The organism is Spirillospora sp. NPDC048824 (assembly GCF_043198455.1).
Lineage (GTDB): Bacteria > Actinomycetota > Actinomycetes > Streptosporangiales > Streptosporangiaceae > Spirillospora.
The window spans coordinates 320,255-347,101 of record NZ_JBICUS010000004.1 but is presented as its reverse complement, the minus strand read 5'-3'; the positions used below and the strand labels follow the sequence as shown (position 1 = coordinate 347,101).

The 26,847-nt window shown below is 71.5% G+C and carries 22 protein-coding genes; 12 read left to right on the top strand and 10 right to left on the bottom strand.

Going from position 1 to position 26,847, the window contains the following annotated elements:
• The first annotated feature begins 68 nt into the window (after positions 1-68).
• The 4 genes from ACGFIS_RS10685 to ACGFIS_RS10670 all read left to right on the top strand — a co-directional run bounded on the left by ACGFIS_RS10685 (position 69) and on the right by ACGFIS_RS10670 (position 4,827).
• Positions 69-1,517, top strand: a complete 1,449-nt coding sequence (locus tag ACGFIS_RS10685) for an FAD-linked oxidase C-terminal domain-containing protein (protein ID WP_392902099.1) — start codon at positions 69-71, stop codon at positions 1,515-1,517.
• A complete protein-coding gene (locus ACGFIS_RS10680; protein ID WP_392902097.1) occupies positions 1,517-2,713 on the top strand; it encodes an FAD-binding oxidoreductase in 1,197 nt (398 codons plus the stop codon). Before ACGFIS_RS10685 ends, ACGFIS_RS10680 begins: the two co-directional genes overlap by 1 nt.
• Positions 2,713-3,999 carry a (Fe-S)-binding protein gene (locus tag ACGFIS_RS10675; protein WP_392902095.1) on the top strand — a complete coding sequence of 429 codons (1,287 nt, stop codon included), beginning with the start codon at positions 2,713-2,715 and terminating at the stop codon, positions 3,997-3,999. Before ACGFIS_RS10680 ends, ACGFIS_RS10675 begins: the two co-directional genes overlap by 1 nt.
• A gap of 108 nt (positions 4,000-4,107) precedes the next feature.
• Positions 4,108-4,827, top strand: a complete 720-nt coding sequence (locus ACGFIS_RS10670) for a hypothetical protein (protein ID WP_392902093.1) — start codon at positions 4,108-4,110, stop codon at positions 4,825-4,827.
• A gap of 4 nt (positions 4,828-4,831) precedes the next feature.
• Here ACGFIS_RS10670 and ACGFIS_RS10665 read toward each other — a convergent pair whose 3' ends face one another.
• From ACGFIS_RS10665 to ACGFIS_RS10645, 5 genes are all read right to left on the bottom strand, one after another.
• Entirely contained in the window at positions 4,832-6,520 is a 1,689-nt protein-coding gene (locus ACGFIS_RS10665; protein ID WP_392902091.1) for an ABC transporter family substrate-binding protein, read from the bottom strand.
• Positions 6,517-8,343 carry a dipeptide ABC transporter ATP-binding protein gene (locus tag ACGFIS_RS10660; RefSeq protein WP_392902089.1) on the bottom strand — a complete coding sequence of 609 codons (1,827 nt, stop codon included), beginning with the start codon at positions 8,341-8,343 and terminating at the stop codon, positions 6,517-6,519. The genes ACGFIS_RS10665 and ACGFIS_RS10660 overlap by 4 nt, the downstream gene beginning before the upstream one ends.
• Positions 8,340-9,167, bottom strand: a complete 828-nt coding sequence (locus tag ACGFIS_RS10655) for an ABC transporter permease (protein ID WP_392902087.1) — start codon at positions 9,165-9,167, stop codon at positions 8,340-8,342. The genes ACGFIS_RS10660 and ACGFIS_RS10655 overlap by 4 nt, the downstream gene beginning before the upstream one ends.
• Positions 9,164-10,138 (bottom strand): ABC transporter permease, encoded by a 975-nt coding sequence (locus tag ACGFIS_RS10650; RefSeq protein ID WP_392902085.1) that lies wholly within the window; start codon positions 10,136-10,138, stop codon positions 9,164-9,166. Before ACGFIS_RS10650 ends, ACGFIS_RS10655 begins: the two co-directional genes overlap by 4 nt.
• 91 nt (positions 10,139-10,229) lie before the next feature.
• Entirely contained in the window at positions 10,230-11,222 is a 993-nt protein-coding gene (locus ACGFIS_RS10645; protein WP_392970289.1) for a hypothetical protein, read from the bottom strand.
• A 100-nt stretch (positions 11,223-11,322) separates the two neighbouring features.
• Here ACGFIS_RS10645 and ACGFIS_RS10640 point away from each other — a divergent pair, with 100 nt between their 5' ends.
• Positions 11,323-11,934, top strand: a complete 612-nt coding sequence (locus tag ACGFIS_RS10640; RefSeq protein ID WP_392902081.1) for a TetR/AcrR family transcriptional regulator — start codon at positions 11,323-11,325, stop codon at positions 11,932-11,934.
• 357 nt (positions 11,935-12,291) lie between these two features.
• Positions 12,292-14,256: a histidine kinase gene (locus tag ACGFIS_RS10635; protein WP_392902079.1), complete on the top strand. Its 1,965-nt coding sequence runs from the start codon at positions 12,292-12,294 to the stop codon at positions 14,254-14,256.
• Between the two features lie 278 nt (positions 14,257-14,534).
• Here the strand turns inward: ACGFIS_RS10635 and dapF are convergent, their stop codons facing one another.
• Together dapF and miaA are read right to left on the bottom strand one after the other, a co-directional pair.
• Positions 14,535-15,353, bottom strand: coding sequence for a diaminopimelate epimerase (gene dapF, locus ACGFIS_RS10630; protein ID WP_392902077.1), 819 nt, complete (start codon positions 15,351-15,353; stop codon positions 14,535-14,537).
• 29 nt (positions 15,354-15,382) lie between these two features.
• Positions 15,383-16,273 carry a tRNA (adenosine(37)-N6)-dimethylallyltransferase MiaA gene (miaA, locus tag ACGFIS_RS10625; protein WP_392902866.1) on the bottom strand — a complete coding sequence of 297 codons (891 nt, stop codon included), beginning with the start codon at positions 16,271-16,273 and terminating at the stop codon, positions 15,383-15,385.
• Between the two features lie 126 nt (positions 16,274-16,399).
• On the opposite strand from miaA, the gene ACGFIS_RS10620 reads away from it, so the two are divergent.
• On the top strand, positions 16,400-16,627 hold the full coding sequence (locus tag ACGFIS_RS10620) for an antitoxin (RefSeq protein WP_392902075.1): 228 nt from the start codon (positions 16,400-16,402) through the stop codon (positions 16,625-16,627).
• Here the strand turns inward: ACGFIS_RS10620 and ACGFIS_RS10615 are convergent.
• Both ACGFIS_RS10615 and miaB read right to left on the bottom strand, forming a co-directional pair.
• Positions 16,615-17,382, bottom strand: a complete 768-nt coding sequence (locus ACGFIS_RS10615; protein WP_392970286.1) for a hypothetical protein — start codon at positions 17,380-17,382, stop codon at positions 16,615-16,617. The two genes, ACGFIS_RS10620 and ACGFIS_RS10615, sit on opposite strands and share 13 nt — an antisense overlap.
• A 54-nt stretch (positions 17,383-17,436) precedes the next feature.
• Positions 17,437-18,978, bottom strand: a complete 1,542-nt coding sequence (miaB, locus tag ACGFIS_RS10610; RefSeq protein ID WP_392902071.1) for a tRNA (N6-isopentenyl adenosine(37)-C2)-methylthiotransferase MiaB — start codon at positions 18,976-18,978, stop codon at positions 17,437-17,439.
• Positions 18,979-19,249: 271 nt separating this feature from the next.
• Here miaB and ACGFIS_RS10605 point away from each other — a divergent pair, with 271 nt between their 5' ends.
• From ACGFIS_RS10605 to ACGFIS_RS10585, 5 genes are all read left to right on the top strand, one after another.
• Entirely contained in the window at positions 19,250-19,972 is a 723-nt protein-coding gene (locus ACGFIS_RS10605; protein WP_392970371.1) for an amino acid ABC transporter ATP-binding protein, read from the top strand.
• A gap of 111 nt (positions 19,973-20,083) precedes the next feature.
• Positions 20,084-20,953, top strand: a complete 870-nt coding sequence (locus ACGFIS_RS10600) for a glutamate ABC transporter substrate-binding protein (protein ID WP_392902069.1) — start codon at positions 20,084-20,086, stop codon at positions 20,951-20,953.
• Positions 20,954-21,063: 110 nt separating this feature from the next.
• Positions 21,064-21,747, top strand: a complete 684-nt coding sequence (locus ACGFIS_RS10595) for an amino acid ABC transporter permease (protein ID WP_392902067.1) — start codon at positions 21,064-21,066, stop codon at positions 21,745-21,747.
• Entirely contained in the window at positions 21,744-22,739 is a 996-nt protein-coding gene (locus tag ACGFIS_RS10590; RefSeq protein WP_392902064.1) for an amino acid ABC transporter permease, read from the top strand. Before ACGFIS_RS10595 ends, ACGFIS_RS10590 begins: the two co-directional genes overlap by 4 nt.
• Before the next feature lie 202 nt (positions 22,740-22,941).
• Positions 22,942-24,978, top strand: a complete 2,037-nt coding sequence (locus ACGFIS_RS10585; RefSeq protein WP_392970283.1) for a prolyl oligopeptidase family serine peptidase — start codon at positions 22,942-22,944, stop codon at positions 24,976-24,978.
• Positions 24,979-25,015: 37 nt separating this feature from the next.
• Here ACGFIS_RS10585 and rny read toward each other — a convergent pair whose 3' ends face one another.
• Positions 25,016-26,587: a ribonuclease Y gene (gene rny, locus ACGFIS_RS10580; RefSeq protein WP_392902060.1), complete on the bottom strand. Its 1,572-nt coding sequence runs from the start codon at positions 26,585-26,587 to the stop codon at positions 25,016-25,018.
• Positions 26,588-26,847 lie beyond the last annotated feature (260 nt).

Sequence of the window (26,847 nt, the reverse complement as noted above, 5' to 3'; positions counted from 1 at the left end):
CCGGGCGGCCGCGGGTCGTCCGGCCCCGATATTGCGGTGGGTCCGCGGCCGGGAGGATGGTGGAGGGGATGGAACCACTACTCACAGCGCTCGGTCTGCGGCTGGAAGCGCTCGTCGGGGCCGATCGGGTCGTCACCGACCCGGTGCGGCTGCGCACGTACGAATGCGACGGGCTGACCAACCACCGCGCGACGCCCGGTGTCGTCGTGCTGCCCGGCACCGCCGAGCAGGTCGCCGCCATCGTGCGGGAATGCGCGGCGGCCGGGGTGCCGTACGTGGCGCGCGGGTCGGGGACGGGCCTGTCGGGCGGGGCGCTGCCCCGCACGGACGGCGTCCTGATCGTCACGTCCCGGATGCGCCGGATCCTGGAGATCGACATTCCGGGGCAGCGGGCCGTGGTGGAGCCCGGCGTGATCAACCTGGACGTGACGCGCGCCGTCCGCCCGTACGGGTACTACTTCGCGCCCGACCCGTCCAGCCAGCAGATCTGCTCGGTCGGCGGGAACGTGGCGGAGAACTCCGGCGGCGCGCACTGCCTGAAGTACGGGTTCACCGCGCACCACGTCCTGGCCTGCGAGGTCGTCACGCCCGACGGCGAGCTGGTCGAGCTGTCGGCGGACGCGCCGGGCTACGACCTGCTGGGCGTGTTCGTCGGGGCGGAGGGCACGCTCGGCATCACCACCAAGATCACGGTGCGGCTCACCCGGGTTCCGGAGACCGTGCAGACGCTGCTGGCGGCGTTCGACTCGATCGAGGCCGGCGGCGCCGCGGTGTCGGCGATCATCGGCGCTGGCGTCGTCCCGGCGGCGATCGAGATGATGGACGCGCTGTCGATCGAGGCGGCGGAGGCCGCGGTGCGCTGCGAGTATCCGCCGGGCGCCGGTGCGGTGCTGATCGTGGAGCTGGACGGCCCGCAGCCGGAGGTCGCGGCGCAGTTCGCCGACGTCGAGCGGCTGTGCCGGGACGCGGGCGCGTTCGAGATCCGCATCGCCGCCGACGACGAGGAGAGGGCGCTGATCTGGAAGGGACGCAAGTCCGCGTTCGCCGCGGTCGGCCGGATCAGCCCCGCCTACCTCGTCCAGGACGGAGTCATCCCGCGGACGGCGCTGCCGCGGGTCCTGGCGAGCATCGACGCGCTGTCGGCCGAGTCGGGGGTGCGGGTCGCGAACGTTTTCCACGCGGGCGACGGCAACCTGCATCCGCTGGTGCTGTTCGACGACGCGGATGAGGGCGCGGAGGAACGCGCCGAGGCGGTGTCGGGCGCGATCCTCGACCTGTGCATCGAGCACGGCGGCTCCATCACGGGTGAGCACGGCGTCGGCGTGGACAAGTCCCGCTACATGCCGCGCATGTTCACCGAAACCGATCTGGACACCATGCAGATGGTCCGCTGCGGATTCGATCCCGCGGGGCTGTGCAACCCGGGCAAGGTGTTCCCCACGCCGCGCCTGTGCGGCGAGGTGCCGGGCGTGCGCAAGGGCCCCCACCCGTACGAAGGAAAGGCGGACCTCTTCTGATGCGGCCCCTGGACGCCTTGGCGAAGGTCTGCGGCGATGTACGGCCCGGTGAGCCGGCGGAGGGCGTGCTCGGTGTCGAGCCCGCTCTCGTCGCCGCGCCGGAGAACCTGGCCGAGGCCGCCGACGTCATGCGCGTCGCCGCCGAGAAGGGACTGGCCGTCGTCCCGCGCGGCGCCGAGACCCGCCTGGACTGGGGAACGCCCCCGGAGCGGTGCGATCTGCTCGTCGACACCCACCGGCTGGACGGCCTCGTAGAGCACGCCGCGGGAGACCTGGTCGCGAAGGTGGAGGCGGGCCTGCCGATGGAGCGGCTCGGCGAGCGACTCGCGGAACGCGGCCAGAGGCTCGCCCTCGACCTCCCCCTGCCGGGTTCCACCGTCGGCGGGACGATCGCCACCGGCGCGGCCGGCCCGCTCCGCTCGCTGTACGGGACGCCCCGCAACCTGGTCATCGGGCTCACGATCGTCCGGGCGGACGGTCAGGTCGCGCGTTCCGGCGGCAAGGTCGTCAAGAACGTCGCCGGGTACGACCTGGGGCGGCTCTTCTGCGGCTCGTACGGAACCCTCGGCCTCATCGTGGACGCCACGTTCCGCCTGCATCCCGTCCCTGCGGCGACCGCCTATGTGACGTGCGCCGTGAACGGGCCTGAGGATGCGCACGACGCCGTCCAGACCGTTCTGCACTCCCCTGCGGCGCCCAGCGCCGTCGAGTACATCAGCCCAGGGACGGTTGTGGTCGCCCTAGAGGGCGTCCAGGAGGGCGTCGCCGCGCGCGCTCGGCAGACCGCGGATCTCCTCGGCGAGAACGCCGAAATCTCAGAGACCGCACCGGACGGCTGGGCACGGTACCCGGACGGCACCACCCTCATCGACATCACCGCCTCGCCGTCCGCCCTCCGCGACGTCCTCGCCGTGCCCGGCCCGGACGCCGCCGTCACGTGGAGCGGCGACGGGCACGGCCATGTGGGGCTCCCCGCCGGATCGTCGCCGGACGACGTCGCCGACGTCCTGGGCCGCCTGCGGGACGTGCTGGCCCGGCACCGCGGCGGCGCCGTCGTCCGCTACGCGCCGGAAGAGGTGCGCGCCGGCGTCGACGTGTGGGGCCCGGTCCCGGCCCTCACGCTGATGCGGCGCGTGAAGGACCAGTTCGACCCGGATCACCGGCTGTCCCCCGGCCGTTTCGTTGGAGGTATCTGATGAGCGCCGAAGACGACCTGCCGAACCTGCTCAGCGACTGCGTGCACTGCGGTTTCTGCCTGCCGACGTGCCCGACGTACGTGCTGTGGGGCGAGGAGATGGACTCGCCCAGAGGCCGCATCCACCTCATGCAGCAGCACGCGGACGGAGAGCCGCTCAGCGGCGCGATGGTCCAGCATTTCGACGCCTGCCTGGGATGCATGGCGTGCGTGACGTCCTGCCCGTCCGGCGTGCAGTACGACCGGCTCATCGAGATGACCCGGGCCGACGTCGAACGCGAGCACCCACGTTCGCTCAAGGAGCGGGCCATACGGGAGATGGTCTTCAATCTGTTCCCGTACAAGCGGAGACTCCGTGCTCTGCGCGGCCCACTGCGCGCGTACCAGAAGTCGGGTCTGGAACGGCTCGTCCGGCGTAGCGGCGTACTGGAACGCATCTCGCCGTCGGTGGCCGCCATGGAACGGCTCGCGCCGCCTCTGGGCAGGGCGCCGAGGCTGCCGGAACGCGTCGCCGCGCGCGGTGAACACCGCGCCACGGTCGGGATGCTGACCGGCTGCGTGCAGAGCGAGTTCTTCCCCGGCGTCAACGCGGCCACCGCCCGTGTCCTGGCCCTCGAAGGCTGCGACGTGGTCATCCCCCGGGATCAGGGCTGCTGCGGGGCGCTGTCCCTGCACTCCGGCCGCGAGGAGGAGGCCCGCGCGTTCGCCCGCCGGACGGTCGAGACGTTCGAGTCCGTCGACGTCATCGTGGTGAACTCCGCGGGCTGCGGGTCCGCGATGAAGGAGTACCGGGCGCTGCTGGCCGGCGATCCCGCCTGGGCGCGGCGGGCGGAGGCGCTGTCGGCCAAGACCCGCGACCTCGCGGAGTACCTCGTGGAACTCGGGCCCCGCGCGAAGCGGAGGCCACTACCGGTCACGGTCGCCTACCACGACGCGTGCCATCTGGCCCATGCGCAGGGCATCCGCAGCCAGCCCCGGGCGTTGCTGGCCGCGATTCCGGAGCTGACCGTCCGGGAGATCGCCGAACCCGACATCTGCTGCGGATCCGCCGGGACCTATAACCTGTTCCAGCCGGAGGCCGCCGGAGAACTCGGCGACCGAAAGGCGGTGAACGTGGACGCCACGGAAGCCGAACTACTCGTCGCGGCCAACCCCGGCTGCTCCATGCAGATCGCCACCGCGCTGCACCGGCGCGGCGCCGGCATCGCGGTCGCGCACACCGCGCAGGTGCTGGACGCCTCCCTACGGGGATTGGGTCGCGACGCCCTCATCGCAGCCGATTCGTAGCCCCGTGACCAGGAACGCCGCCGAATCCGGGCGTCCTGTATCGTGTCTGGCTCCTTGAGACAGGACGCGCTTACCGATCTTGGAGTGGCCCAAGGGAGCACGCAGACCATGTCCAACAACTACCAGCCGTACCGCATGAACCACCGGAGGAAGAAGCGCAACGCGGGGAGGCTCGGGCTCGCCGGGGCCCTCACCGGCGCCCTCGGCATCGCCGCGGTGGCCGCGGCGATCGTGATCATCCGGCCGGGCGACGACCCGGGCGGAGAGGCCGCTCGGCCGACATTGGCAGGTCAGGGAAGCGTCGCGCCGGAGGGTCCGTCGGTGCCCGCCCCGAAGACCGGACCCCCGATCGGGTTCACCACCCCGGAGGGATACGGCTACAGCCTCGCCGCCGTGAAGGCCGGAACGACCCCGCAGCCCCTCGGCGCCACCGAGCCCCCGCCGTCGGGGACGACGTACGCCTACGCGGACTACGTCCTCACCAACAGCCAGCGGCGGCCCGTGCTGCTGGACTATCCAGCCGACCTGTTCATGCCGAAGGCGCAGGTTCCGGCGTCCGCGCAGGAGCGGTGCATGCCGCAGGCGGGCATCCCCGACGAGATGTGCACGCTCCCCAATCACTCCGAGATCACCGCCCGGGTCGACGGGGCGAAGCCGCCCACCGACGAGAACGGCAGCATGATGATCCCGGCGGGTGCCTCCTACGTGGTGCGGATCGCCTCCGACCTCCCGGTCAACGAAGAGATCTCCGCCGGCGACCTGCGGCTGTTCGTGTGGAACGCCCGGTACACCAGCGACCTCAAGGGCATCCGGCTCGTGTTCCCCTGACCCTCTACGACCGGGGCTGAGACGGCTTCGTGAACCCGATGTCCTGGTAGGCGGGCTGGAAGAAGCCGCAGGCGCCCAGATTGGCCAGGTCCCCGCGCGTGGCGACGAGCTGGGGACGCTGGTACAGCGGCAAGACCGACGCCTGGCGCCAGATGAGCCGGTCGGCCCTGTTCACAAGGACGTGAATTCTCGCCTGGTCGACCTCCGCGATGGCGCGCTCCATCGAGGCGTCGATGGCCTCGCTGCCGATACGGGAGTAGTTCTGCTGGATCCGGTCGCCGTGCGGTTGCGCGAACACCGATCTCATCGGCGACACCGGGAAGGACGTGCCCAGCCAGGAGAACGGGACGATGTCGAAGTTCCCGGGGGTGACGTACTGGCCGAACGCGTCGTCGGCGGGAACCGGTTCGATGTCCACACGGACGCCGACGCGTTCGAGCAGCGCCCGCGTCAGTTCCCCTTCACGCTTGCTGATCGGAACGCCGGCCGGGACGACGAAACGCAGCGCCAGCGTGCGTCCGTCCCGGGCGCGGTACTTCCCGCGGGGCTTCCAGCCCGCCTCGTCCAGGAGCCGCCTGGCGCGTTCCGGGTCGTACACGCCGAACTCCCCGGAGTTGTCCCGGTAGCCGTCCTGGGTGTTGACGTAGAAGTGGTTGCCGAGCGTCCGCACCGGCACCCCGAGGCCGGACAGGTCGGACCGGGCGATGGCGCGCCGGTCGATGCCGAGCATGACGGCCCGCCGCACCCGCACGTCGGACAGGACCGGTGAGGCGGCGTTCAGCGTGAAATGCCGCCAGTCGGGGCCGCCCGCCCGGCGGACGGTGGCGCCGCTCACTCCTTGGACGCGCCGCAGAGCGCCCGCGTCGAGGCCGATGTCCATGAGGTCGATCTCGCGGTTGGCGAACGCGCCGGGCGTCGCGCTGGGGTCCATCGCGCGGTAGAGGATGCGGTCGAGTTTCGCGCGCGGACCCCACCAGGCGGGGTCGCGGACCATCGTCACCGTCTTGGCGGTCCGGTCGATCTCCCGGACTTTGAACGGGCCGGCCGTGACGGGCAGGCGGTTCGTCCAACCCGTGTTGAACGCGCGTGGGTCGGAGTACACGGTGGCGGGGTAGAGCGGGCTGAACAGGCTTCGCCAGTCCGCGTACGTCCCGTCGAAGGTCACCTCGACCACGTGTTCGCCGGGGCCTCGTTCGATGCGCTTGATGCGGCGGTAACCGGTGACGGCGGAGACCTCGTATCGCGGGTCGCGTCCTGAGAGCGCGCGTGCCTGCGCCACGAAATCGGCGTAGCCGATGGGGCGGCCGTCCGACCACCTGGCCCGTGGGTTGAGGCGGTACGTGATGGTCTGGCCCTGCCCGGTGCGCTTCAGCGATGCCGACCGCAGGTATTCGGGGACGGGTCGCGGGACGGCCTTCTCATCGGCCCGCATCAGGTAGGGCAGGACGCCGCGGATGACGCGCTCGACCGCCCCCGTGGTGCCCGTGACGTGGTGGAAGTTCCACTGGGACGGGGACTCCGGCAGCGGCCAGCGCAGCGTCCCGCCGTCCGCGACACGTTCGCGCGGGGTCGGGTTGACGTCGGACGCGGGCAGCCGCCCGGACGCGTGGGAAGTGGAGCCCTCCGGCCCGGGGCCGCCGCAGCCGCTCAGCGTCGCGGCGCCGAGGAGGACGGCGCCGAACGTCCGTTTCACCGCCCGTCCCCGACTTCGGCGAGGGGATGGTGACACGCCACGAAGTGGTCGACGCCTCCCCCAGATCGCACGGGACGAGATTCGGGATCGTGTTCCTTGCACAGGGCTCCCTCGACGGCGGTGAGCGTGGCGTAGCGCGGGCAACGGGACCGGAAACGGCACCCGCCCGGTGAAGAAGCGGGGTCGGGTGGGTCTCCCCGCAGGAGGGCGCGGCGGCGACGCCGTTCCAGGTGCGGATCCGCCGGCGGGACGGCGTCCAGCAGCGTGCGCGTGTACGGATGGGTGGACGCGCCGTACACGCCGGCCACCGGCCCGATCTCGACGATGCGCCCCGAGTACATGACGGCGACGCGATCGGCCAGGCCATGGACGACGGCCAGGTCGTGGGCGACGAGCAGGTACGCCATACCGAGCCGCTTGCGCAGACGCTCCAGAAGCGCCATGACGTCGGCCTGAACGGACACGTCCAGGGCCGCGACAGGTTCGTCCAGGAGCAGCAGCCGTGGTTCCAAGGCCAGCGCTCTGGCGATGCCGACACATTGCCTCTGCCCACCGGAGAGACCATGGGGGTAGCGCCTGGCGTGATCGGGCTCCAGACCCACCAGCTCCATCAGTTCCCTGGCCCGGCTCCTCGCCCGCATCGCGGGTACACCGTGCGTGGTCAGCGGTTCGGCGAGGATGTTCTCCACACGCATCCGCGGGTTCAGAGACGAGAACGGGTTCTGGAACACCACCTGGACATCGCGCCGCAGCGCCTTCCGGTCGGCGGCGCGCAGGGCCGCCGTGTCCTGTCCGAAGACGGCGACGCGCCCGCCCTGCGGACGCGACAGCCGGAGTATCTCCATCAGGGCCGTGGTCTTGCCGCACCCCGACTCCCCGACCAGCGCCAGAGTCTCGCCCTCCCGGACGTCGAACCCGATGCCGTCCACCGCGCGCACCGTCCCGGCCCGGCGCCGCAGCAGCGTCCCCTTGTACAGCGGGTGGTGCCGGACGAGACCGTCGACTTCGAGCACGACGGGACGATCCGGCCGGGACGGAGGCACCGGCCGCTCACCGATACGAGGAATCGACCGCAGCAGCCTGCTCGTGTACGGCGTCGCCGGGCGCCGGTAGACCTGCTCCACCGGCCCGGACTCCACGGCTCGCCCGGCGCGCATCACCATGACGCGGTCGGCGAATCCGGCGACGACCCCGAGGTCGTGAGTGATGAGGACGATCGCGGCGCCGGTGGCCTCCTTGGCGACCCGCAGGACGTCCAGCACCTGCGCCTGAACGGTCACGTCCAGGGCGGTCGTCGGCTCGTCCGCGACGATCGCGGCCGGGGCGTTGGCGATCGCCATGGCGATCATCACGCGCTGCCGCATACCGCCTGAGAACTCATGCGGGTAGGCACGGACGCGCCGCGCCGCCCCTGGAATCCCGACCAGATCGAGCAGTTCGACGGCCCGTGCACGCGCCACCGCGCGCGAAGCTCCAGAGTGGATCCGGACCGTCTCCGCGATCTGGTCACCCACCGTGTGGACGGGCGTAAGCGCGGACAGCGGATCCTGGAACACCATGGACAGTTCCTTGCCGCGCACCCGCGACAGTTCGGTGTCCGACCGCCCGAGCAACTCCTCACCGCGCAACCGCACCGAGCCCGCGACACGGGCGCTCTCGGGCAGAAGCCCCATCACGGCGAGTGCGAGCGCGGTCTTGCCGGAGCCCGATTCACCGACGATCCCGAGCACCTCGCCCGCCCCGACCGTGAACCCCGCACCCCGGACGGCATGCACATCGGGTGTGTAACGAACCGTCAGATCCGTGACCCGCAGCACGGTCAACTCCCGTCCCGGACAGGATCGAGGACGTCGCGCAGCCCGTCACCCAGGAGGTTCACCGCGACGACGACGAGAACGAGCAGCCCGGCGGCGAAGCCGAACGGCCATGGACGGGCGGCCGCGGCGCCATGGCCGTCGGCGATCAGCGTGCCGAGCGACACGTCCGGCGGCCGCACACCGAGACCGAGGTAGGACAGGCCGCTCTCCGCGATGATCGCGACGCCGACGTTCAGGCTCACGTCGACGGCCAGCAGTGACGCGAGCTGGGGCAGGACGTGCCGGACGATCACGCGTGGCGCGCCCACCCCGAGGAACCGGGCGGCCAGCACGTACTCACGCTCGCGCAGCGAGACCGTCATGGCCCGCACCATCCGGGCCGTGAACATCCACATGAACGCGGCCAGCAGTGCCGCGAGCACCGGCACGCCCCCGGAGATCCGCGGCGCCGGCACCACGACGATCAGGAGGGGAGGAAGGACCAGCAGCAGGTCGGCGCCGCGCATCAGGATCCGGTCGGCCCGGCCGCCCGCGTAGCCGGCCGCGGTGCCGACGACGGCGGCGAGCCCGGTCGAGATCACGGCGGCGAACACGCCGATGAGCAGCGACATCCGCGCGCCCCGCAGGGTGAGGGCGAAGACGTCGCGGCCGCTCTGCGTCGTGCCGAGCCAGTGCCGCGCGGACGGCCCCTGATCGAAGGCCGTGAAGTCCGTAACGTCCCAGCCCCAGGGCGAGACGAGCGGCCCGGCGAACACCAGCGAGATCACCAGCCCGAGCAGAGCCAGCCCCGCGGTGGCCCGCCGGCTCCGCGCCCCGCGCCGGGCGGTCACGTCGCGTCCCTGACGCGCGGGTCGAGGACGCCGTGCAGCACGTCCGAGACCAGCCCGGCGAGCAGGACCCCGCACACGGCGACGCACTCGATCGCCGCGACCGCGTTGACGTCCCCGCGCGAGACGGAGTCGACCAGCCACTCCCCCAGCCCGTGCCGGCCGAAGACCTTCTCCGCGAACACGCCGCCGAGAACCAGGGATCCGGACGCATAGGCGATGTAGGTCGTCATCGGTATCAGCGCGATGCGCAGCCCGTGCCGCAGCAGGGCGCTCCGCCGCCGCAGCCCCTTGGCGCGCGCGGTGCGCACGAAGTCGGCGTGCAGGACGTCCAGCATCATGCCGCGCTGGTACCGGCAGTAGACGGCGAGTTGCGCGAGCGCGATCGTGGCCGTCGGCAGCACCAGGTGCCGCGCCCGGCCGGCCGGCCCGGAGGACGCGCCGGGCGTGGACTCACCGACCCACACGAAGACCCGCACGCCCATGACCTGGTTGGCCTTGGTCGCGGCGAGCTGCAGCAGCACCGCCAGCACGAACACGGGGACGGCCAGCAGCAGGCATGATCCGAGGGTGATGAGCCGGTCGGCCGCCCGCCCGCGCCGCACGGCCGCGTGAGCGCCGAGGAGGACGCCGAGCACGCACCCGAGGACGGCCCCCGGGAGCACCAGCCGCAGGCTCACACCGAGCCGCCGCCATAACTCGGCGCCGACCGGCTCCCCGTCCCATGTACGGCCGAGGTCGCCGCGCAGGACGCCCGCGGCCCACGTGCGGTACCGGTCGGCCAGCGGCGTCCGGTCGTTGAGGTTGAGGGCGCTGAGCCGGGCGTCGATGACCGCCTCGGGCGGCCGGGGCGCCCGGCCCTCGTAGCCGGCGCGCGGATCGAGCGCGACCGCGGCGAGCAGGTAGGCGAGGCTCGTGGCCAGGACGGCCAGCACCAGGTGGCGCGCCGCCCGGCGCAGCAGGAACGCCCCCATGTCCCCCCCTCCGGGCCGTCCGGCAGAAGCACAGAATGCTACTGGCCGATTACGTACAGCGTTGGGAAAAGCCCGGAGAAGGCGTTCGATGTCAGGCGAGGGCGGGTTCGCGGCCGCGCGCGGCCTCCTCACCGGTACGTCCCCGCAGCCCGCCGACGGCCAGGAGCGCGAACCCGGCGGCGGCCCAGGCGACCAGGACGGCCAGCGGTCCCGCGGCGCCCGCGCCGTCGAAGAAGGCCGTCGACCGCAGCAGCGACACCGCCGCGCCCGGCGGGAGCATCTGGCCGAGATCGCCCCACGGCTGGGGCAGCATCTCCGGCCCGGAGGCGGCGGCCGACAGCGGATTGCCGAGGAGCAGCAGCGTGAGCGAGCCGATGCCGAGCCCGGCGCGCCCGAGGGCCGTGGCGAGGCCGACGAGGGTGCCGGTCACGGCGAGGATCGCCAGGGCCATGGCCCCGGCGAGCGCGAGGTACGGGCCGGGCAGCAGCGACAGCCAGCCCTGCGCGATCCCCGCCACGCCGAGGCCTCCGAGCCCGGCGAACAGCACCACACCGGCGGCGCGCCACACGGCCGCGGGGATCGCGAACGCCAGCAGCACGGAGGCGGCGAGCCCGGACATGATCAGCGGCAGCGCGAGAGCGCCGAATCCGGCCCCGCGCGGGTCGTCGGAGTCGGCGGCGACGACGTCCTGGACGGGCGGGACGGGCGAGACGGGCACAGTCCCCTCCGGGGCGGGCCTCTGGGCCAGCGCGCCGAGTTGCTGGGCGATGACCGGCGAGGCCGCCGAGGCGGTGAGCACCTTGGGGCCGGACGGCGTCGCGACGATGGCGCCGTACGCCTTCCGGTCGGCGATCGCCGCCCGCGCACCGGCCTCGTCCGGCCTGGTCAGGACGTCGAACGCCCCCGGCCGTTCCCGGTCCAGCCGTTCCGCGACGGTGGCGGCCTGAGGGCCGGTCACGACGATCGGGACGTCGCGCGGCGCCACCCGCGCGGCGGGCCAGGCGAAGGCGATGATCATGACGAGTTGCAGCAGCGCGGCGGCCGCGACGACGCCGGCGGTGCGCCGGGCGAGGGACGATCGCATGCTCGGCCTCCCAAATAAAGCGAATGTCCGTTCTCTTTTGCAGCGTCACAGCCGGGGACCGAACTTGTCAAGAAACGAACGTTCGTTTTATCTTGGGGCCATGCCGAGGGTCAGCGAAGAGCATCTCGAGCGGCGGCGCCGTCAGATCGTGGACGCGGCCCGCGCCTGCTTCATCCGCAAGGGCGTCCACGCGACGTCCATGCAGGACATCTTCGCCGAGGCCGGGCTCTCGGCCGGCGCCGTCTACCGCTACTTCAAAAGCAAGAACGAGATCATCGAGGCCAACATCTCGACGGTCGTCGGCGACATGCAGGCGTTCTTCGACGAACTCTCGCGCGGCGACCCCCTCCTGCCGCTGGACGAGGTGATCGAGCAGCTCGCGGCCAAGGTCGTCGACCTGTCCGGCGATGACGGCCCGCTCCGGCTCGCGCCGGAGGCGTGGGCCCTCGCCCTGCACGACCCGGAGATCGCCACCTACGCCGCCGCCAACGTCACCGGTCTCCGGGAGACGTGGACGTCCTACATGCGCCGGCTGGTCGAGGCCGGGTTCCTTCCCGCCGACACCGACGTCGTGGCCGTCGGCAAGACGCTGTTCGCCGTCGTGCCCGGTTTTCTCGTGCAGCGGCTCGTCCTCGGGGACTTCTCCCCGGAAGAACTGCGGCGCGGAGTGCGGGCGCTCACTCGCGAAAGCATGTTGACTCTGCCGACCTGACGCGGCCTCCATCCGGCTGTGCGTCGCCGCGTCCGCGGCCCATTCCGGCCGTTCCGGCACCGGCGGCGATCCGAACCCGCCCCTGTGAAGGGCTCAGAGCCGCCGCCCGCACCGCGTTGCCGGGCACCGGCAGGCGGCGCGGAGACATCGCCCGGTGGCTCCCACCGGGCGACCGTGACCTGCGCCTACGGTTCTATCCGCCGGTTTCCGCGGTTACCATCACGGCACGCGCCACCGCGCCGCGACGGGGTCAGTGTCCTCGGAAGGGGGTCCCGGTGTCCTGAGGCGGACGCCCTGACGTCTGCAGGACAGGGGCAAGACGCTTTAACATTCCATTACTTTTGGTCTGGGGTGGGCATGGTCGAGACGGCAGAACAGGACCCCGGGGCGGCACGCGTCGCTGTCCCGGTGGCGCTCGGCGCCGTCCTGCTCGTCGCCGCATCGTTCGTGATCGGTACCCGGCTGCCCTCTGACCTGCGGATGGTCTGGTGGCATCCGGAGATCCTCGTCGCGATCGCCTGGACGCCCGTGGCCGCCGTCCTGCTGCGGCACCGGCCGAGGCTGACGGTCGGCTGGCTCATGCTCGGATCCGGCTTCAGCGCCGCCGTTTACGTCCTCTCGCTCAACATGGCCCCGTGGTTCGAGCTCCGCCACTGGACCGGGACCGCCTTCCTCACCTGGCTCAGCATCTGGCTGTGGGCCATTGACACCTACGCCCTTACGCTCGTCCTGCCGCTGATCTTCCCGGACGGGCGGCTCGTGTCGCGCTGGTTCCGGCCGGTGCTCGTGCTGGCCTGCCTCATCCCGGTGATCGTCTGCGTCCACCTGACGATCGACCCCGACGTGCGCCGCTGGCACAACGGGGTGTCGACGTATCCGTTCGGCGGGATCCCGGTGGCCATCACCGTGGCCATCCTCGGCACCCTGGCCGCCGGGCTGCTCTCGGTGGCCGTGCGGTTCGTCCGGTCGCCCCCGGACGTCCGGCGGCAGATCGCCTGGGTCGTCTATCCCGGCATCGTCGCCCAGGCGGTCATCTACGTCGGCGAGAACAGCATGATCGGGGATCCGTTGCGCAACGTCACCATCGTCGCCGTCCCCGTCTGCATCGCCATCGCGATCACCCGCTACCGGCTCTACGACATCGATCTCGTGGTCAGCCGGACGCTGGTGTACGCGGGGCTCGTCGCCGTCATCACCGGCGTGTACTTCGCGCTGGTCGGCGCGGCGAGCCTGCTCGCCCACGGCCAGGGAACCCTCTCCGGGCTGGCCGGGGCGATCGTCGCGGGCGCGGTGTTCGAGCCCGTCCGGCGGCGGCTGCAGCGCACGGTGGACGGGTTCATCCACGGCGAGCGCGACCCGTACCGGATCGCCGACCGCCTCAACCGCCGGCTGCAGACCGCCGCCGACCCGGCCGCGGCGCTCGCCGTGGCCGCCGAGGTGGCGCGGTCCGCCCTGCACGCCACCGGCGTCGTGATCGAGGTCCTGGACCGCGACGGCCGGACGATCTCGGCCGAGGACGGTGTGCTCGGCGACCGGCCGCAGCTCATCCCGCTGGTCTGGCACGGGGAGCCGGTGGGCCGGCTGCTGTTCGGCGTCACCCGGTCGCCGGACGCGCGGCTCTCGGGCATCCTGGCCCGCAACCTCGCCGAACTGTCCAACGCGGTACGGCTCGCCGCGGACGTCCAGCGGTCCCGGGAGCACATCCTGCGCACCCGGGAGGAGGAGCGCCGGCGGCTGCGGCGCGACCTGCACGACGGGCTCGGCCCGACGCTGGCGAGCCTCGCGATGACGGTCGACGCCGCGCGCATCACGCTGAAGACCGACCCCCATGCGGTGGACGCGCTGCTGGAGGAGCTCCGCGCGACGATGGGGAGCACCATCGGCGACATCCGGGAGCTCGTGTACGGGCTCCGGCCGCCCGCGCTGGACGATCTGGGGCTGGAGGGCGCGATCCAGGCGCTCGGCGGGGTCGTCGCCACGGGCGACGGTCCCAGAGTGGACGTCCAGGTGGAGGGCGATCTCAAAGGTCTGCCGGCGGCCGCCGAGGTCGCCGCGTACCGGATCGTGCAGGAGGCGCTCACCAACGTGCACCGGCACGCCAAGGCCGGGTCCGCGCTCGTCCGGCTGCACCTGAACGGCGACCTGCACGTCACCGTCGACGACGACGGCGTCGGCCTGCCCTCACAGGTGCGATCCGGCATCGGCATGTCCTCCATGCGGGAACGTGCGGCCGAGCTGGGCGGCTCCTGCACCGTGAGCCCCGGGCCCAAAGGGGGGACGCTCGTCCGCGCCAGGCTCCCCGTCAACGGCGTCCGTTCCTGACGCCCGCCCGCATCATCCGGGCCGGGCCAGGCCGTCCGGCCCCTTCGGCCCTCACCCGGGTGGGAGGGCCGGTGACCGCCCCCCGCCAAGAAGGTCGCCACCGGCCCTCAGGCTCCGTACGGAACGGGGCTCCCATCCCGATCCATACGGGCCATTCACCAGAGGGTGTGCATGAACGAAGTTATGCGGCTGATGGTCCCGTTGGTGAGGGACACCTGTCCCGTTCGAGCCGGGACGAGCCGGAACGCGGCTCCGACCCTGGTTGGACCGGGTCTCCGCTAGATCAGGCCGGGACGGGTCTCGCCCTCGGCGACCAGCACCGCCGGACCCGTCAGGCGGCTGGTCTCCGCGTCGAGGGCCACGGTCACCCGCCCGCCGGGGACGTCCACCGTCCACTCGGACGGGCCGGAGGCGCCCAGGGCCGCCGCCGCGGCGACCGCCACCGTGCCGGTACCGCACGAGCGGGTCTCGCCGGAGCCCCGCTCGTACACCCGCATCTCCAGGTGCCGCTCCCCGACCGCGCGGAAGAACTCGACGTTCACCCCGTCGGGGAAGACGCCGGGATCGAATGCGGGTGCCCGTGACAGGTCCAGCGCCGCGACCGGCCCGTCCACCCGGCACGCCAGGTGCGGGTTGCCCACGGAGACGCGTTCACCCTGGAACAGGGCGCCCGCCATGGACGCCTCACCTGAGCCGAGGACGTCGGCCGGGCCCATGTCGACGCACACGTCGCCGGACGTGCCGAGCGTCACGCGCCGCAGCCCCGCGCGGGTCGCCACGTCCCACTCCCCGGGGGCGGCGAGGCCGGCGTCGACGAGGTAGCGGGCGAAGACGCGCATCCCGTTGCCGCACATCTCGGCGATGCCGCCGTCGGCGTTGCGGTAGTCCATGAACCACTCGGCGCCCGCGCCGCCCTCCGCGTCCGCCCCGGCTCCCGCGGCCTTCGTCCGGACGGCCCGCAGGACGCCGTCGGCCCCGATCCCGGCCCGCCGGTCGCACAACCGGGCCACGGCCTCCGGGGTGAGGTCCAGGACGCCGTCCGGGTCGGGCAGGATCACGAAATCGTTCTCGGTACCGTGCCCCTTGACAAACCGCATCCCCCGATCATATTGCGTCTCCGGACGCCTCAGCCGACCAGGGCGAGAGCGCGGCCGGCCAGGTCCGGGGCGTCGTAGGGAAGCCATCGGACGCGGGGATCCCGGCGGAACCACGACTCCTGCCGGCGGGCGAACCGCCGGGTCGTCCGGACGGTGTCCTCCATGGCCTGCTCCTGCGTCAACTCCCCCGACAGGAACCGGAGGACCTGCGCGTAGCCGAGGGCGCGCCCGGCGGTCAGGCCGTCCCGCAGACCCCGCCTCTCCAGCTCGCGGACCTCGCCGACCAGCCCCGCGTCCCACATCCGCGCCACCCGCAGGGCGATGCGGTCGTCCAGCTCGCCGCGGGGGACGCTCAGCCCCACCTGCACGACCGAGCCGTAGCGGTAGCGGTGCTCGGGCAGGGTCGCGGTGAAGGGCCGGCCGGTGATCTCGATGACCTCCAGCGCCCGGACGATCCGGCGGCCGTTGCTCGGCAGGATCGCCTCCGCCGCGGCCGGGTCGAGACCGCGCAGCCGATCGTGCAGCGGGCCCGGACCGGCGTGCGCCAGCTCCTCCTCCAGCCGTGCCCGGACGGCCGGGTCCGTCCCGGGGAACTCCAGGTGGTCGAGCGCCGCCCGCACGTACAGGCCGGAGCCGCCGACCAGGACCGGCACCCGGTGCCGTCCCCGGATCCGCGCGATCGCGTCGGCGCTGAGCCGCTGGTACTCGGCGACGCTCGCGGTCTCGGTCACGTCCCAGACGTCCAGCAGGTGGTGGGGGACGCCGCGCATCTCGTCCGCGGTGAGCTTCGCCGTGCCGATGTCCATGCCGCGGTACAGCTGCATCGAGTCGGCGTTGACCGCCTCCCCGTCCAGCCGGAGGGCCAGTTCGACGGCGAGATCGGACTTGCCGGCGGCGGTCGCGCCGACGACCGCGATCACATCGGGTCCATTCGCTGAGGTCACAGGATCGATTGTGGCAAGAGAACGGGTATAGGCGGGATGTACGGGTGTTGTGCGCGAACGCGCGACACCACCGACGAGACGAGGGATCCGGGGGGATTTTCAGTGTCCATCGTCGACAAGGTCAAGCAGATGCTCGGGCAGAACCCCGACAAGGCCCGCCAGGGCGTCGATCGGGCGGGGGACATGTTCGACCAGCGCACCGGCGGCAAGCACGCCGACAAGGTCGACAAGGCCCAGCAGAAGGCCGGCGACTACATCGACCGCGAAGGCGGCCAGAGCGGCCAGAGCGGCGAACAGGGCGGCGGCCAGGGCGGCGGTCAGCAGCCATAACCCGTCCGCGACCAGGCCGAGACGAAGTAGCCGACTCCGTACGGTGCCTCGTCTGCGAGGAGAGCGGCCGTCAGGCCGCCCTCCCCGCCGGCCGTGGCGGCGCCGGCGAGCACCTGCCACGCCGCACGCCCGGCCGCCTGGAGTTCCACGGCCCGCCCCGGATCCAGCGCTGCCAGGGCGGCGGCGTCGGCGCCGGCGAGCGCACGCGCCACGGCCTCGTCGAAGGGGCGCGCGCGCCCGTCGAGGTACCCGGGAGCCTTCTCCGAACGGCATGCCGACCCGTCGCCCATCACCAGGAGCGCGACCCGGTCGGCGGACTCGGCCAGGCGCCGCCCGAGTGAGAGGCATTCCTCCGGTGAGGCGTCGAAGGCGACCGCCTCGTAGCCGGCGTCGAGATCGGCGTCATGCCGCCGGAGGAGCCACCGCCCGATGGTGAGGGAGAGCGGCAGCGCCTCCGCGCCGTCCTCGGGCTCGTCGGGGATCGTCCAGTCGAGGCCGTACGGCCGGAGTGTCGCGTAGGCGCCCGGCCCGTAGGAGCGGGTCGCCCCGGCACCGCCCACGACGACCAGCGCATCCCCCGGCCGGGCACCCGGCGCCCCCGTGGGACGACCTCCAGGACCCGCCGGGAGGCCGGTCAGGAGGCGGACCGCCTCATCGCACGCGGTGCGCAGCGCGTCGAGTTCCGGCGCCGCCTCCCCCGCCATCGCGGGCACGAGGATGGGCGGATGCGGGCACACCGCCGCCGATACGAGCACACTGCCTCCCTGCCGCCGGGCCCCTCACATGGACGAACCCGATCATGCCGGAGTTCAGGAGGCGGTGGAGCAGCCGGGCGCGGGCGCGTCGGCCTGGGCCGGGCGCCCGATCGACGGCATTCCGAGCGAGACGCCCCTCCGGCCCGCCTCCCGGCCCTGGCGGGCTTCCCACGCGTCGCCCGCGCGCGTCCGCCGGACACCCTGTACCGGCTTGTCGGCGACCAGGTGGTGCGGCGCGGCGTAGCTGACCTCGACCGTGACCATGTCGCCCGGACGGACCGGCTCCTCCGGCACTCCGAAGTGGACCAGGCGGTTGTCGCGCGCGCGGCCCGACAGCCGGCGGGTCGCCTCGTCCTTGCGGCCCTCCCCCTCGGCCACGAGGACCTCCAGGGTGCGGCCGAGCTGCTTCTTGTTCTCCTCCCAGGAGATCTCCTCCTGAAGGGCGACCAGCCGCTCGTACCGCTCCTGGACGACGTCCTTCGGCACCTGCCCGTCCATGGTCGCCGCCGGGGTGCCCGGACGCTTGGAGTACTGGAACGTGAACGCCGACGAGAACCGGGCCTCCCGCACCACGTGCAGGGTCTCCTCGAAGTCGGCCTCGGTCTCGCCGGGGAAGCCCACGATGATGTCGGTGGTGATCGCCGCGTCCGGGATCGCGGCCCGGACCTTCTCGATGATGCCGAGGTAGCGCTCCTGCCGGTAGGAGCGGCGCATCGCGCGGAGCACCGCGTCCGACCCGGCCTGCAGCGGCATGTGCAGCGACGGCGTCACGTTCGGCGTCTCGGCCATGGCGGCGATGACGTCGTCGGTGAAGTCCTTGGGGTGCGGCGAGGTGAACCGGACTCGCTCCAACCCCTCGACGTCCCCGCACGCCCGCAGCAGCCCCGCGAACGCGGACTGCCCGCCCGCCGTCATCGCGCGGACCTCGTCGGGCGCGGCGGCGAGGGCGCCGAACCCGGAGCCGTAGGCGTTGACGTTCTGGCCGAGGAGAGTGACCTCCAGGGCGCCCTCCGCGACGAGCGCCTCGATCTCCGCGAGGATCTCCCCCGGGCGGCGGTCCCTCTCCTTGCCGCGCAGCGACGGGACGATGCAGAACGTGCACGTGTTGTTGCAGCCGACGGAGATCGAGACCCACGCGGCGTACGGCGACTCGCGGCGCGTCGGCAGCGTCGAGGGGAAGGTCACGAGCGACTCTTCGATCTCGACCTGCGCCTCGCTCTGGACGCGCGCACGCTCCAGCAGCGCGGGCAGCGACCCGATGTTGTGGGTGCCGAACACCACGTCCACCCAGGGGGCGCGCTTGACGATGGTGTCGCGGTCCTTCTGCGCGAGGCAGCCGCCGACGGCGATCTGCATGCCGGGATGGCCGTCCTTGACCGGCCGCAGATGGCCGAGGTTGCCGTAGAGCCGGTTGTCGGCGTTCTCCCGGACCGCGCAGGTGTTGAAGACCACCACGTCGGGTTCGGCATCCCCGGCGCGGACATAGCCGGCCGCCTCCAGGAGCCCGGACAGCCGCTCGGAGTCGTGAACGTTCATCTGGCACCCGTAAGTGCGGATCTCGTACGTACGGGCAGCCGTATTCATAGGCGCATTCATGACGGTTACCAAGGGTACGGGCCCGGCGCGACATCGCCGAACGGACGGCCCGCCACGCACACGAGCCGCGATGATCACTCTCCGCCACGGCGGACCCCGCCCGACATGGGGATTCGTGATCGTATCGGTACCGCGCGGCAACTTCAGCGGAGTCACCGATGACGTAAAGTCCGAGCGCATGACGGACAGCGAAGGCGGGCCCGACCTCACCAAGGACGGGCCGGAAGATCCCGGCCCGGAGCGGGCCCCCGAGGGCGGGCGGCCCCTCGTCGTGGTCGAGCACGTCAACAAGCACTTCGGCGAGCTGCACGTTCTCAGGGACATCAACCTCACCGTCGACTCCGGCGAGGTGGTCGTCGTCATCGGCCCGTCCGGCGGCGGGAAGTCGACCCTGTGCCGGTCGATCAACCGGCTGGAGCCCATCGACGACGGAACGATCCTCGTGGACGGCAAGGAACTGCCCAAGGAGGGCAAGGACCTGGCGAAGCTCCGCGCCGACGTCGGCATGGTGTTCCAGTCGTTCAACCTGTTCGCCCACATGACGATCCTGGAGAACGTCACGCTCGGACCGGTCAAGGTTCGCAAGCAGGGCAAACAGGAAGCCGAGAAGCACGCGATGGAGCTGCTGGACCGGGTCGGCATCGGCGATCAGGCGTCCAAGTACCCCGCCCAGCTGTCCGGCGGCCAGCAGCAGCGGGCCGCGATCGCGCGCTCCCTCGCGATGAAGCCCAAGGTGATGCTCTTCGACGAGCCGACCTCGGCGCTGGACCCGGAGATGGTCAACGAGGTCCTCGACGTCATGACGGGACTGGCCCGCGAGGGTATGACGATGATCGTCGTCACCCACGAGATGGGCTTCGCGCGCAGGGCGGCGCAGAAGGTCGTGTTCATGGCGGACGGCCAGATCGTGGAGGAGAACACGCCCGACGAGTTCTTCACCAACGCGCGCACCGACCGCGCGAAGGACTTCCTTTCCAAGATCCTCACGCACTGAATCACTCGCCTCCGGTTTTGTCAGCAAGAACTTGAACCGTTCGGTCCGCAGAGGATGAGAATGGTCCACCAAGCCGCGGGGCTCCGGCAGAGAGCAGAGGTAGGACGAGAAATGCGAGTACGTCGTTTCGGCGCCCTCATCGGGGCGGGGATGGCGTTGTCACTGGCGCTTTCCGCCTGTGGCAGCGACACGGAGAAGACCGAGGCCAAGACGGTCGTCGAGAAGGCCAAGGCCGACAAGAAGCTGACCATCGGCATCAAGTTCGACCAGCCCGCACTGGGCCTGAAGAAGCCCGACGGCACCTTCGACGGCTTCGACGTCGACGTCGCCAAGTACATCGCCAAGCAGCTCGGCGTCCCGGAGAGCGGCATCACGTTCAAGGAGACGACCTCCGCCAACCGCGAGTCGTTCATCGGCGGCGGGCAGGTCGACCTCGTGGTCGCCACCTACTCCATCACCGAGGCGCGCAAGCAGCAGGTGACGTACGGCGGCCCGTACTACGTTGCCCACCAGGACACGATGGTCAACGCCGACAACAACGACATCAAGGTGACCAAGGACCTCAAGGGCAAGCGGCTGTGCAAGGCGGCCGGGTCCAACTCCTTCCGCCGCATCACCGAGCCGCCGCCGGACGGCAAGCTCGACATCTCCGGCGTCAAGCTGGTGGACGCCCAGAGCTACTCCGAGTGCGTGAGCAAGCTGAAGTCGGGCGCGCTGGACGCGGTCAGCACCGACGACCTGATCCTCGCCGGGTTCGCCAACCAGCAGAAGGGCTCCTTCAAGGTCATCAACGACCCCTTCACCGACGAGAAGTACGGCGTCGGCATCAAGAAGGGCGACACCGAGACCTGTGAGGCCGTCAACAAGGCCATCAACCAGATGTACTCCGACGGCACCGCGGGCCAGCTGCTGGACAAGCACTTCGCCGGCACCGGGCTGAAGCTCGTCAAGACCGTCCCGCAGATGGAGGGCTGCGCCTGATCACAGGCCGGCCCGACCCGTCATGCCTGTGCGTCCCCGCGAGGACGTGTCCTTCCGGGGGCGCACCGGCATGGCCCGACACCGCTGGAACGCCATGGAACTGTTGAGCAATGTTTGACTTCAGCCCGTTCTTCGACAACTTCGGGGAACTCCTCGAAGGATTCTGGGCGACCCTGCGCCTCGCGGGCGCCGCCGCGGTGCTCTCCCTGATCATCGGCACGCTCATGGCGAGCTTCCGCGTCGCCCCCGTCCCCGTCATGCGCGCCTTCGGCACGGGCTACGTCAACATCGTGCGCAACACGCCGCTCACGCTGGTCCTGCTGATGTGCAGCCTGGGACTCAATGACATCCTCGCCCTGAAGTTCTCCAGCAACTACTCGACGAGCTACTACTGGTGGGCGGTCGTCGGACTGTCCGCCTACACGGGCGCGTTCGTCTGCGAGACCCTGCGTTCGGGGATCAACACCATCCCGCTGGGGCAGGCCGAGGCGGCCCGTTCGATCGGGCTGACGTTCAACCAGTCGCTCCGGATCATCATCCTGCCGCAGGCGTTCCGCTCGATCATCGCGCCGATGGGCAGCGTCCTCATCGCGATGATCAAGAACACGACGGTGGCCGCGGCGGCGAGCTACGGCGAGGTCGCGCTGGTGACCAAGACGATCGTCGACAAGCCGACGTTCTCGGACGGGGTGATCCCGCTGTTCCTCGGCGTGGCCATCGGCTTCCTGATCCTCACGCTGCCGACCGGATACTTCTTCGGCTGGCTGGCCAAGCGAATGGCGGTGGCGCGGTGAGCAAGGAAGCGAGCGTACTCTTCGACATCCCCGGGCCGCGGGCGCAGACGCGCAACAGGCTGCTGACCGTCATCGTCTCGGTCGTGCTCCTGGCGATCCTGGCCGGGCTGATCTGGAGGCTCTACGACAAGGACCAGTTCCAGGCGAAGCTGTGGACCCCGTTCACGGAGTGGACGGTCTGGCGGCACCTGCTCCTGCCCGGCCTGCTGAACACGCTGAAGGCCGCCGCGATGGCGACCGTCCTGGCCCTGCTGTTCGGCGCCGTGTTCGGCCTCGCCAGGCTGTCGAACCACTGGTGGATCCGGGTCCCCGCCGGGGCCGTCGTCGAGTTCTTCCGCGGCATCCCCCTGCTGATCTTGATCTTCCTGGCGTTCTTCGTTCCCAACAAGATCAGCCCGGAGATCGCCGAGTCCCCGTTCGGCCAGCTCCAGCGGATGTCGGTGGACTACTTCTTCTTCATCTTCGGGGTGGAGAGCAACGCCGGCGTGGTCACCGTGCCCGCCTACGCCGCGGTCGTGTTCGGCCTGGTGATGTACAACGGCTCGGTGCTCGCCGAGATCGTGCGGGCGGGCGTCCTGTCGATCCCGAAGGGGCAGTCGGAGGCCGCCTACTCCATCGGGCTGCGCAAGAACGGCGTCATGCGGCTCGTCCTGCTGCCGCAGGCCGTCACCGTGATGATGCCGGCGATCGTCAGCCAGATCGTCGTCCTGCTCAAGGACACCGCGCTCGGGTTCATCATCGCCTACGGAGAGTTCCTGCAGGCGGGCTTCAAGCAGGTCCCCGCCAACTACCACAACAACGTCCTCCAGGCGGGGATCGTGGTCGCGATCATCTACATCGCGATCAACATGTCGCTGAGCCGGGTCGCGACCTGGCTGGAGAAGCGCAGCCGCCGCAGCCGCAGGACCACGGGCAAGACCATGGGCACCGGCGGGCCTCCCCCGGCCCCGGGAATGTCAAGCCGGGCCACCGGCGAGGCCGGAGCGGCCTGAGTCCGCCCCGCCCGCACGCGGAGGGCGCCGCCGGTTCCGGCGGCGCCCTCCGCGACGTACGGGCCCCGGGTCCGGTTCGGGGGGCGCGGGCCGCTGATCACCGGTGTTACCCGCGAGTTGCCTGGTGGCCGCTTGTATCTTTCCGAGTTCAAACGGCCAGTCATGACCCCAACACGTCCCCGTATGCGGGACGATTCCTGGTATGACCGCTCGTGCGACCCTTCCCTTTGGCTCATGGCCCTCCCCCATCTCCGCGGCCGACGTCGCCCGCGCCCGGCTGCGCCTCAGCTTCCCCACCGTCGCGGGCAACGACGTGTGGTGGCAGGAGACGCGGCCCGAGGAGGGCGGGCGGACCACGGTCATCCATCTCCAGGGCGGTCACCGCACGGAACTGCTGCAGGCGCCGTGGGACGCCCGCACCCGCGTCCACGAGTACGGCGGGCGGTCCTACCTGCCGGTCCGCACCACCGCCGGCCGGTCGATCGTCTTCTCCAACTACGACGACCAGCGGCTCCACCGGCTCGACGAGGGCGACCCGAAGCCGTACCCGCTGACCCCCGAGCCGGCCGTCCCCGCCGGGCTGCGCTACGCCGACTACGTCCTGTCCCCCGACGGGACCGAGATCTGGTGTGTGTGCGAGGGCCACATCGCCGCGCCCCAGCCCGAACCCGAGGCCACCGGCGACGCGCAGGCCCCCGCGCCCGCGGCGGACGACCCGGCCGCCGCCGGCATCAGGCGCGCCATCGTCGCCGTCCCCCTCGACGGCAGCGCCGCCGACGACGCCGGCGCGATCCGCGAACTCGTCACCGGCGCCGACTTCTACGCCTCCCCTGCCCCGTCCCCCGGCGGCGGGCACCTGGCGTGGGTCCAGTGGAACCACCCCCGCATGCCCTGGGACGGCACCGAGATCCGCGTGGCGGTGATCGAGGAGGGCGTCACCGTCGCGCCCCGCACCGTCAAGGGCGGGCTCACCGAGTCGGCGCTGGCACCGGTGTGGCGCGACGACGAATCCCTGTACGTCGTCTCCGACTGGCCGGGCTGGTGGAACATCTACCAGGTCGGGCTGCACGGCGAGTCGCCGCAGGCGCTGTACCCGGCCGAGGAGGAGTTCGCCGGTCCGCTGTGGCAGCTCGGCGGCATGCCGTACGCGCTGCTCGGCGACGGGCGCCTCGCCGTCCTGCACGGCGAGGGCGACATGCGCCTCGGCGTCTACGACCCCGAGACGCTCGACCTCGTCGACCTGGAGGTCCCCTACGGGCACTGGCAGCCGCAGCTGTCCACGGACGGCACGACGATCGTCGGCATCGCCGGCGGCCCCGACCTGCCGACATCGGTCGTGCGGGTCGACACCGTCACCGGCCGCGTCGAGGGGCTGCGCCGCGAACTGGCCGAACTTCCCGACGTCGCCTTCCTGTCGAAGCCGCGCGCCGAACGCCTGGAAGGGCCGTTCGGACGTCCCGTCCACGCCTACGTCTTCCCGCCCGCCAACCCCGAGGCCGCCGGGCCGGAGGGCGAACTCCCGCCGTACGTCGTGTTCGTGCACGGCGGACCGACCGGGCGCGCCTCCACGGTCCTCGACCTGGAACGGGCGTTCTTCACCAGCCGCGGCATCGGCGTCATCGACGTCAACTACGGCGGATCGACCGGCCACGGCCGTGCCTACCGTGAACGGCTGCGCCGCCAGTGGGGCGTCGTGGACGTCGAGGACGCCGTCGCCGCCGCGCAGGCCCTCGTCGACGGCGGGATCGCCGACCCGGCCCGGCTCGCGATCCGCGGCGGCTCCGCGGGCGGCTGGACGACGCTCGCCGCGATCACCCGGACCGACGTGTTCAAGGCCGCGACGTCCTACTACGGGATCAGCGACCTGCAGAGTTTCGCCGAAGCCACCCACGACTTCGAATCCCACTACCTGTTCGGGCTGATCGGCCCCCTGCCCGGATTCGAACGCGCCTACGAGGAGCGCTCCCCGCTCGGCAGCGCCGACAAGACCGCGTGCCCCGTCCTGCTGCTGCAGGGCCTGAACGACCCGGTCGTGCCGCCCGACCAGTCCGAGCGCTTCGCGCTGGCGCTCGCCGGAAAGAAGATTCCGCACGCCTACCTCACGTTCGAGGGCGAGTCGCACGGCTTCCGGCGGGCCGACACCGTCATCCGCTGCCTGGAGGCCGAGCTGGCGTTCTACGGCCAGACGCTCGGCTTCGAGCCCCGCGGCGTCGAACCCATCAACCTCACGGTCGGCTGAGGACCCGCCCGTCCGTCCGCGCCGGCGGACGGGCCGCTCAGCGGGCGAACTCGATCGCCCGCGACTCCCTGACGACGGTGACGCGGATCTGCCCCGGATACGTCAGCTCGTCCTCGACCTGCTTGGCGATGTCCCGTGCGATGACCTGCGCCTGGATGTCGTCGACGGAGTCGGGCTTGACCATCACCCGGATCTCCCGCCCGGCCTGCATCGCGAAGACCTTCTCCACACCCTCGTGCTTGTCGCGGGCGATCTCCTCAAGCCGCTCCAGCCGCTTGACGTACGCCTCCAGCGACTCCCGGCGCGCCCCCGGCCGGCTGCCGCTGACGGCGTCGGCCGCCTGCGTCAGCACCGCCTCGACCGTCCGGACCTCGACCTCGTTGTGATGCGCCTCGATCGCGTGCACGACATCGTCGTGCTCGCCGTACCGGCGTGCGATCTCCGCGCCGATCAGGGCATGGCTGCCTTCCACCTCGTGGGTCAGCGCCTTGCCGATGTCGTGCAGCAGCGTGCACCGCTTCGCGACCTCCACCGGCAGCCGCAGTTCACTCGCCATGATCCCGGCGATGTGCGCCGACTCGATCAGATGCTTCAGCACGTTCTGCCCGTACGACGTGCGGTACCGCAACTGCCCGAGCAGCGCGATGAGCTCCGGATGCATGTCGGCGATACCGACGTCCACCAGGGCGTCCTCACCGGCCCGGACGCACAGCTGCTCCACGTCGCTCTTGCTGCGCTCGTAGATCTCCTCGATCCGCTGCGGGTGGATCCGCCCGTCCAGGACCAGCTTCTCCAGCGTCAGCCGCCCCACCTCCCGGCGCACCGGGTCGAAGCAGCTCAGCAGCACCGCCTCCGGCGTGTCGTCGATGATCAGGTTGACGCCCGTCGTCGTCTCGAACGCCCGGATGTTGCGGCCCTCACGCCCGATGATGCGGCCCTTCATCTCGTCGCTCGGCAGATGCAGCACCGACACGACCGACTCCGCCGTCTGCTCGCTCGCGACCCGCTGGATCGCCAGCGTCACGATCTTGCGGGCCCGCTTGTCGCCCTCCGCCCGCGCCGCGTTCTCGATCTCCCGCGTGATCGGAATGGCCTCCCGCTTGGCCTGGTTCTCGATCGCCGCGACCAGCTCGCCCTTGGCCTGCTCCGCCGTGAGCGCGGCCGCCTGCTCCAGCACCTTCCGGCGCTCCTCGGCGACGCCGTCGAGCTCCTCCTTGCGGGCGTCGAGAGCCTTCTCTGTCTCGGCGAGCCGCCCCTGCCACTCCGCCAGTCGCCGCAGCTCACCGTCCAGCCGCTGCTCCCGTTCCGCGAGGCGCGCCTCCCGGCGCTCCAGATCCTCCCGCACGGTCCGCAGCTCGTCGCGGAGCGCCCGGCCCTCGTCCTCGACCTCCACACGCGCCGCAGCCGCGATCCGCTGCGCCTCCCGCTCGGCCGTCTCCAGGACCTCCCCGGCGTCCCGTTTCGCCTTCGACCGGATCTCGTCGGCCTCACCTCGCGCCCGGGAGATCTCCGCCGCCGCCTTGCCGGGCGTGCCTGGACGCCACACGACGACGATGACGAGAGCGACCAGGGTCACCAGCAGCGCTGCACCCAGCAGGACGCTCTCCATGAGGTAGATCCTTCCTCGCCGCGGGCCCGCCTGGAATCGGGACCCTGCCTAGCGAGGATTTACTCGCGCCCATCGGACGGCCGGATGCACAACATCGCCGGGCAGCGCACCGCGCGCACCCGACCACTCGCCCGAATCCGGTCGACGAACGTGTCCTGTATGCCTCTCAGCTGCTGGAACGTGCTCGGTCGTATGGCAATCCGCGAGACGCGGAGTAACTCCTCACTGCCGTAACGGTAAGCGGCGCGGAGGTAATGAGC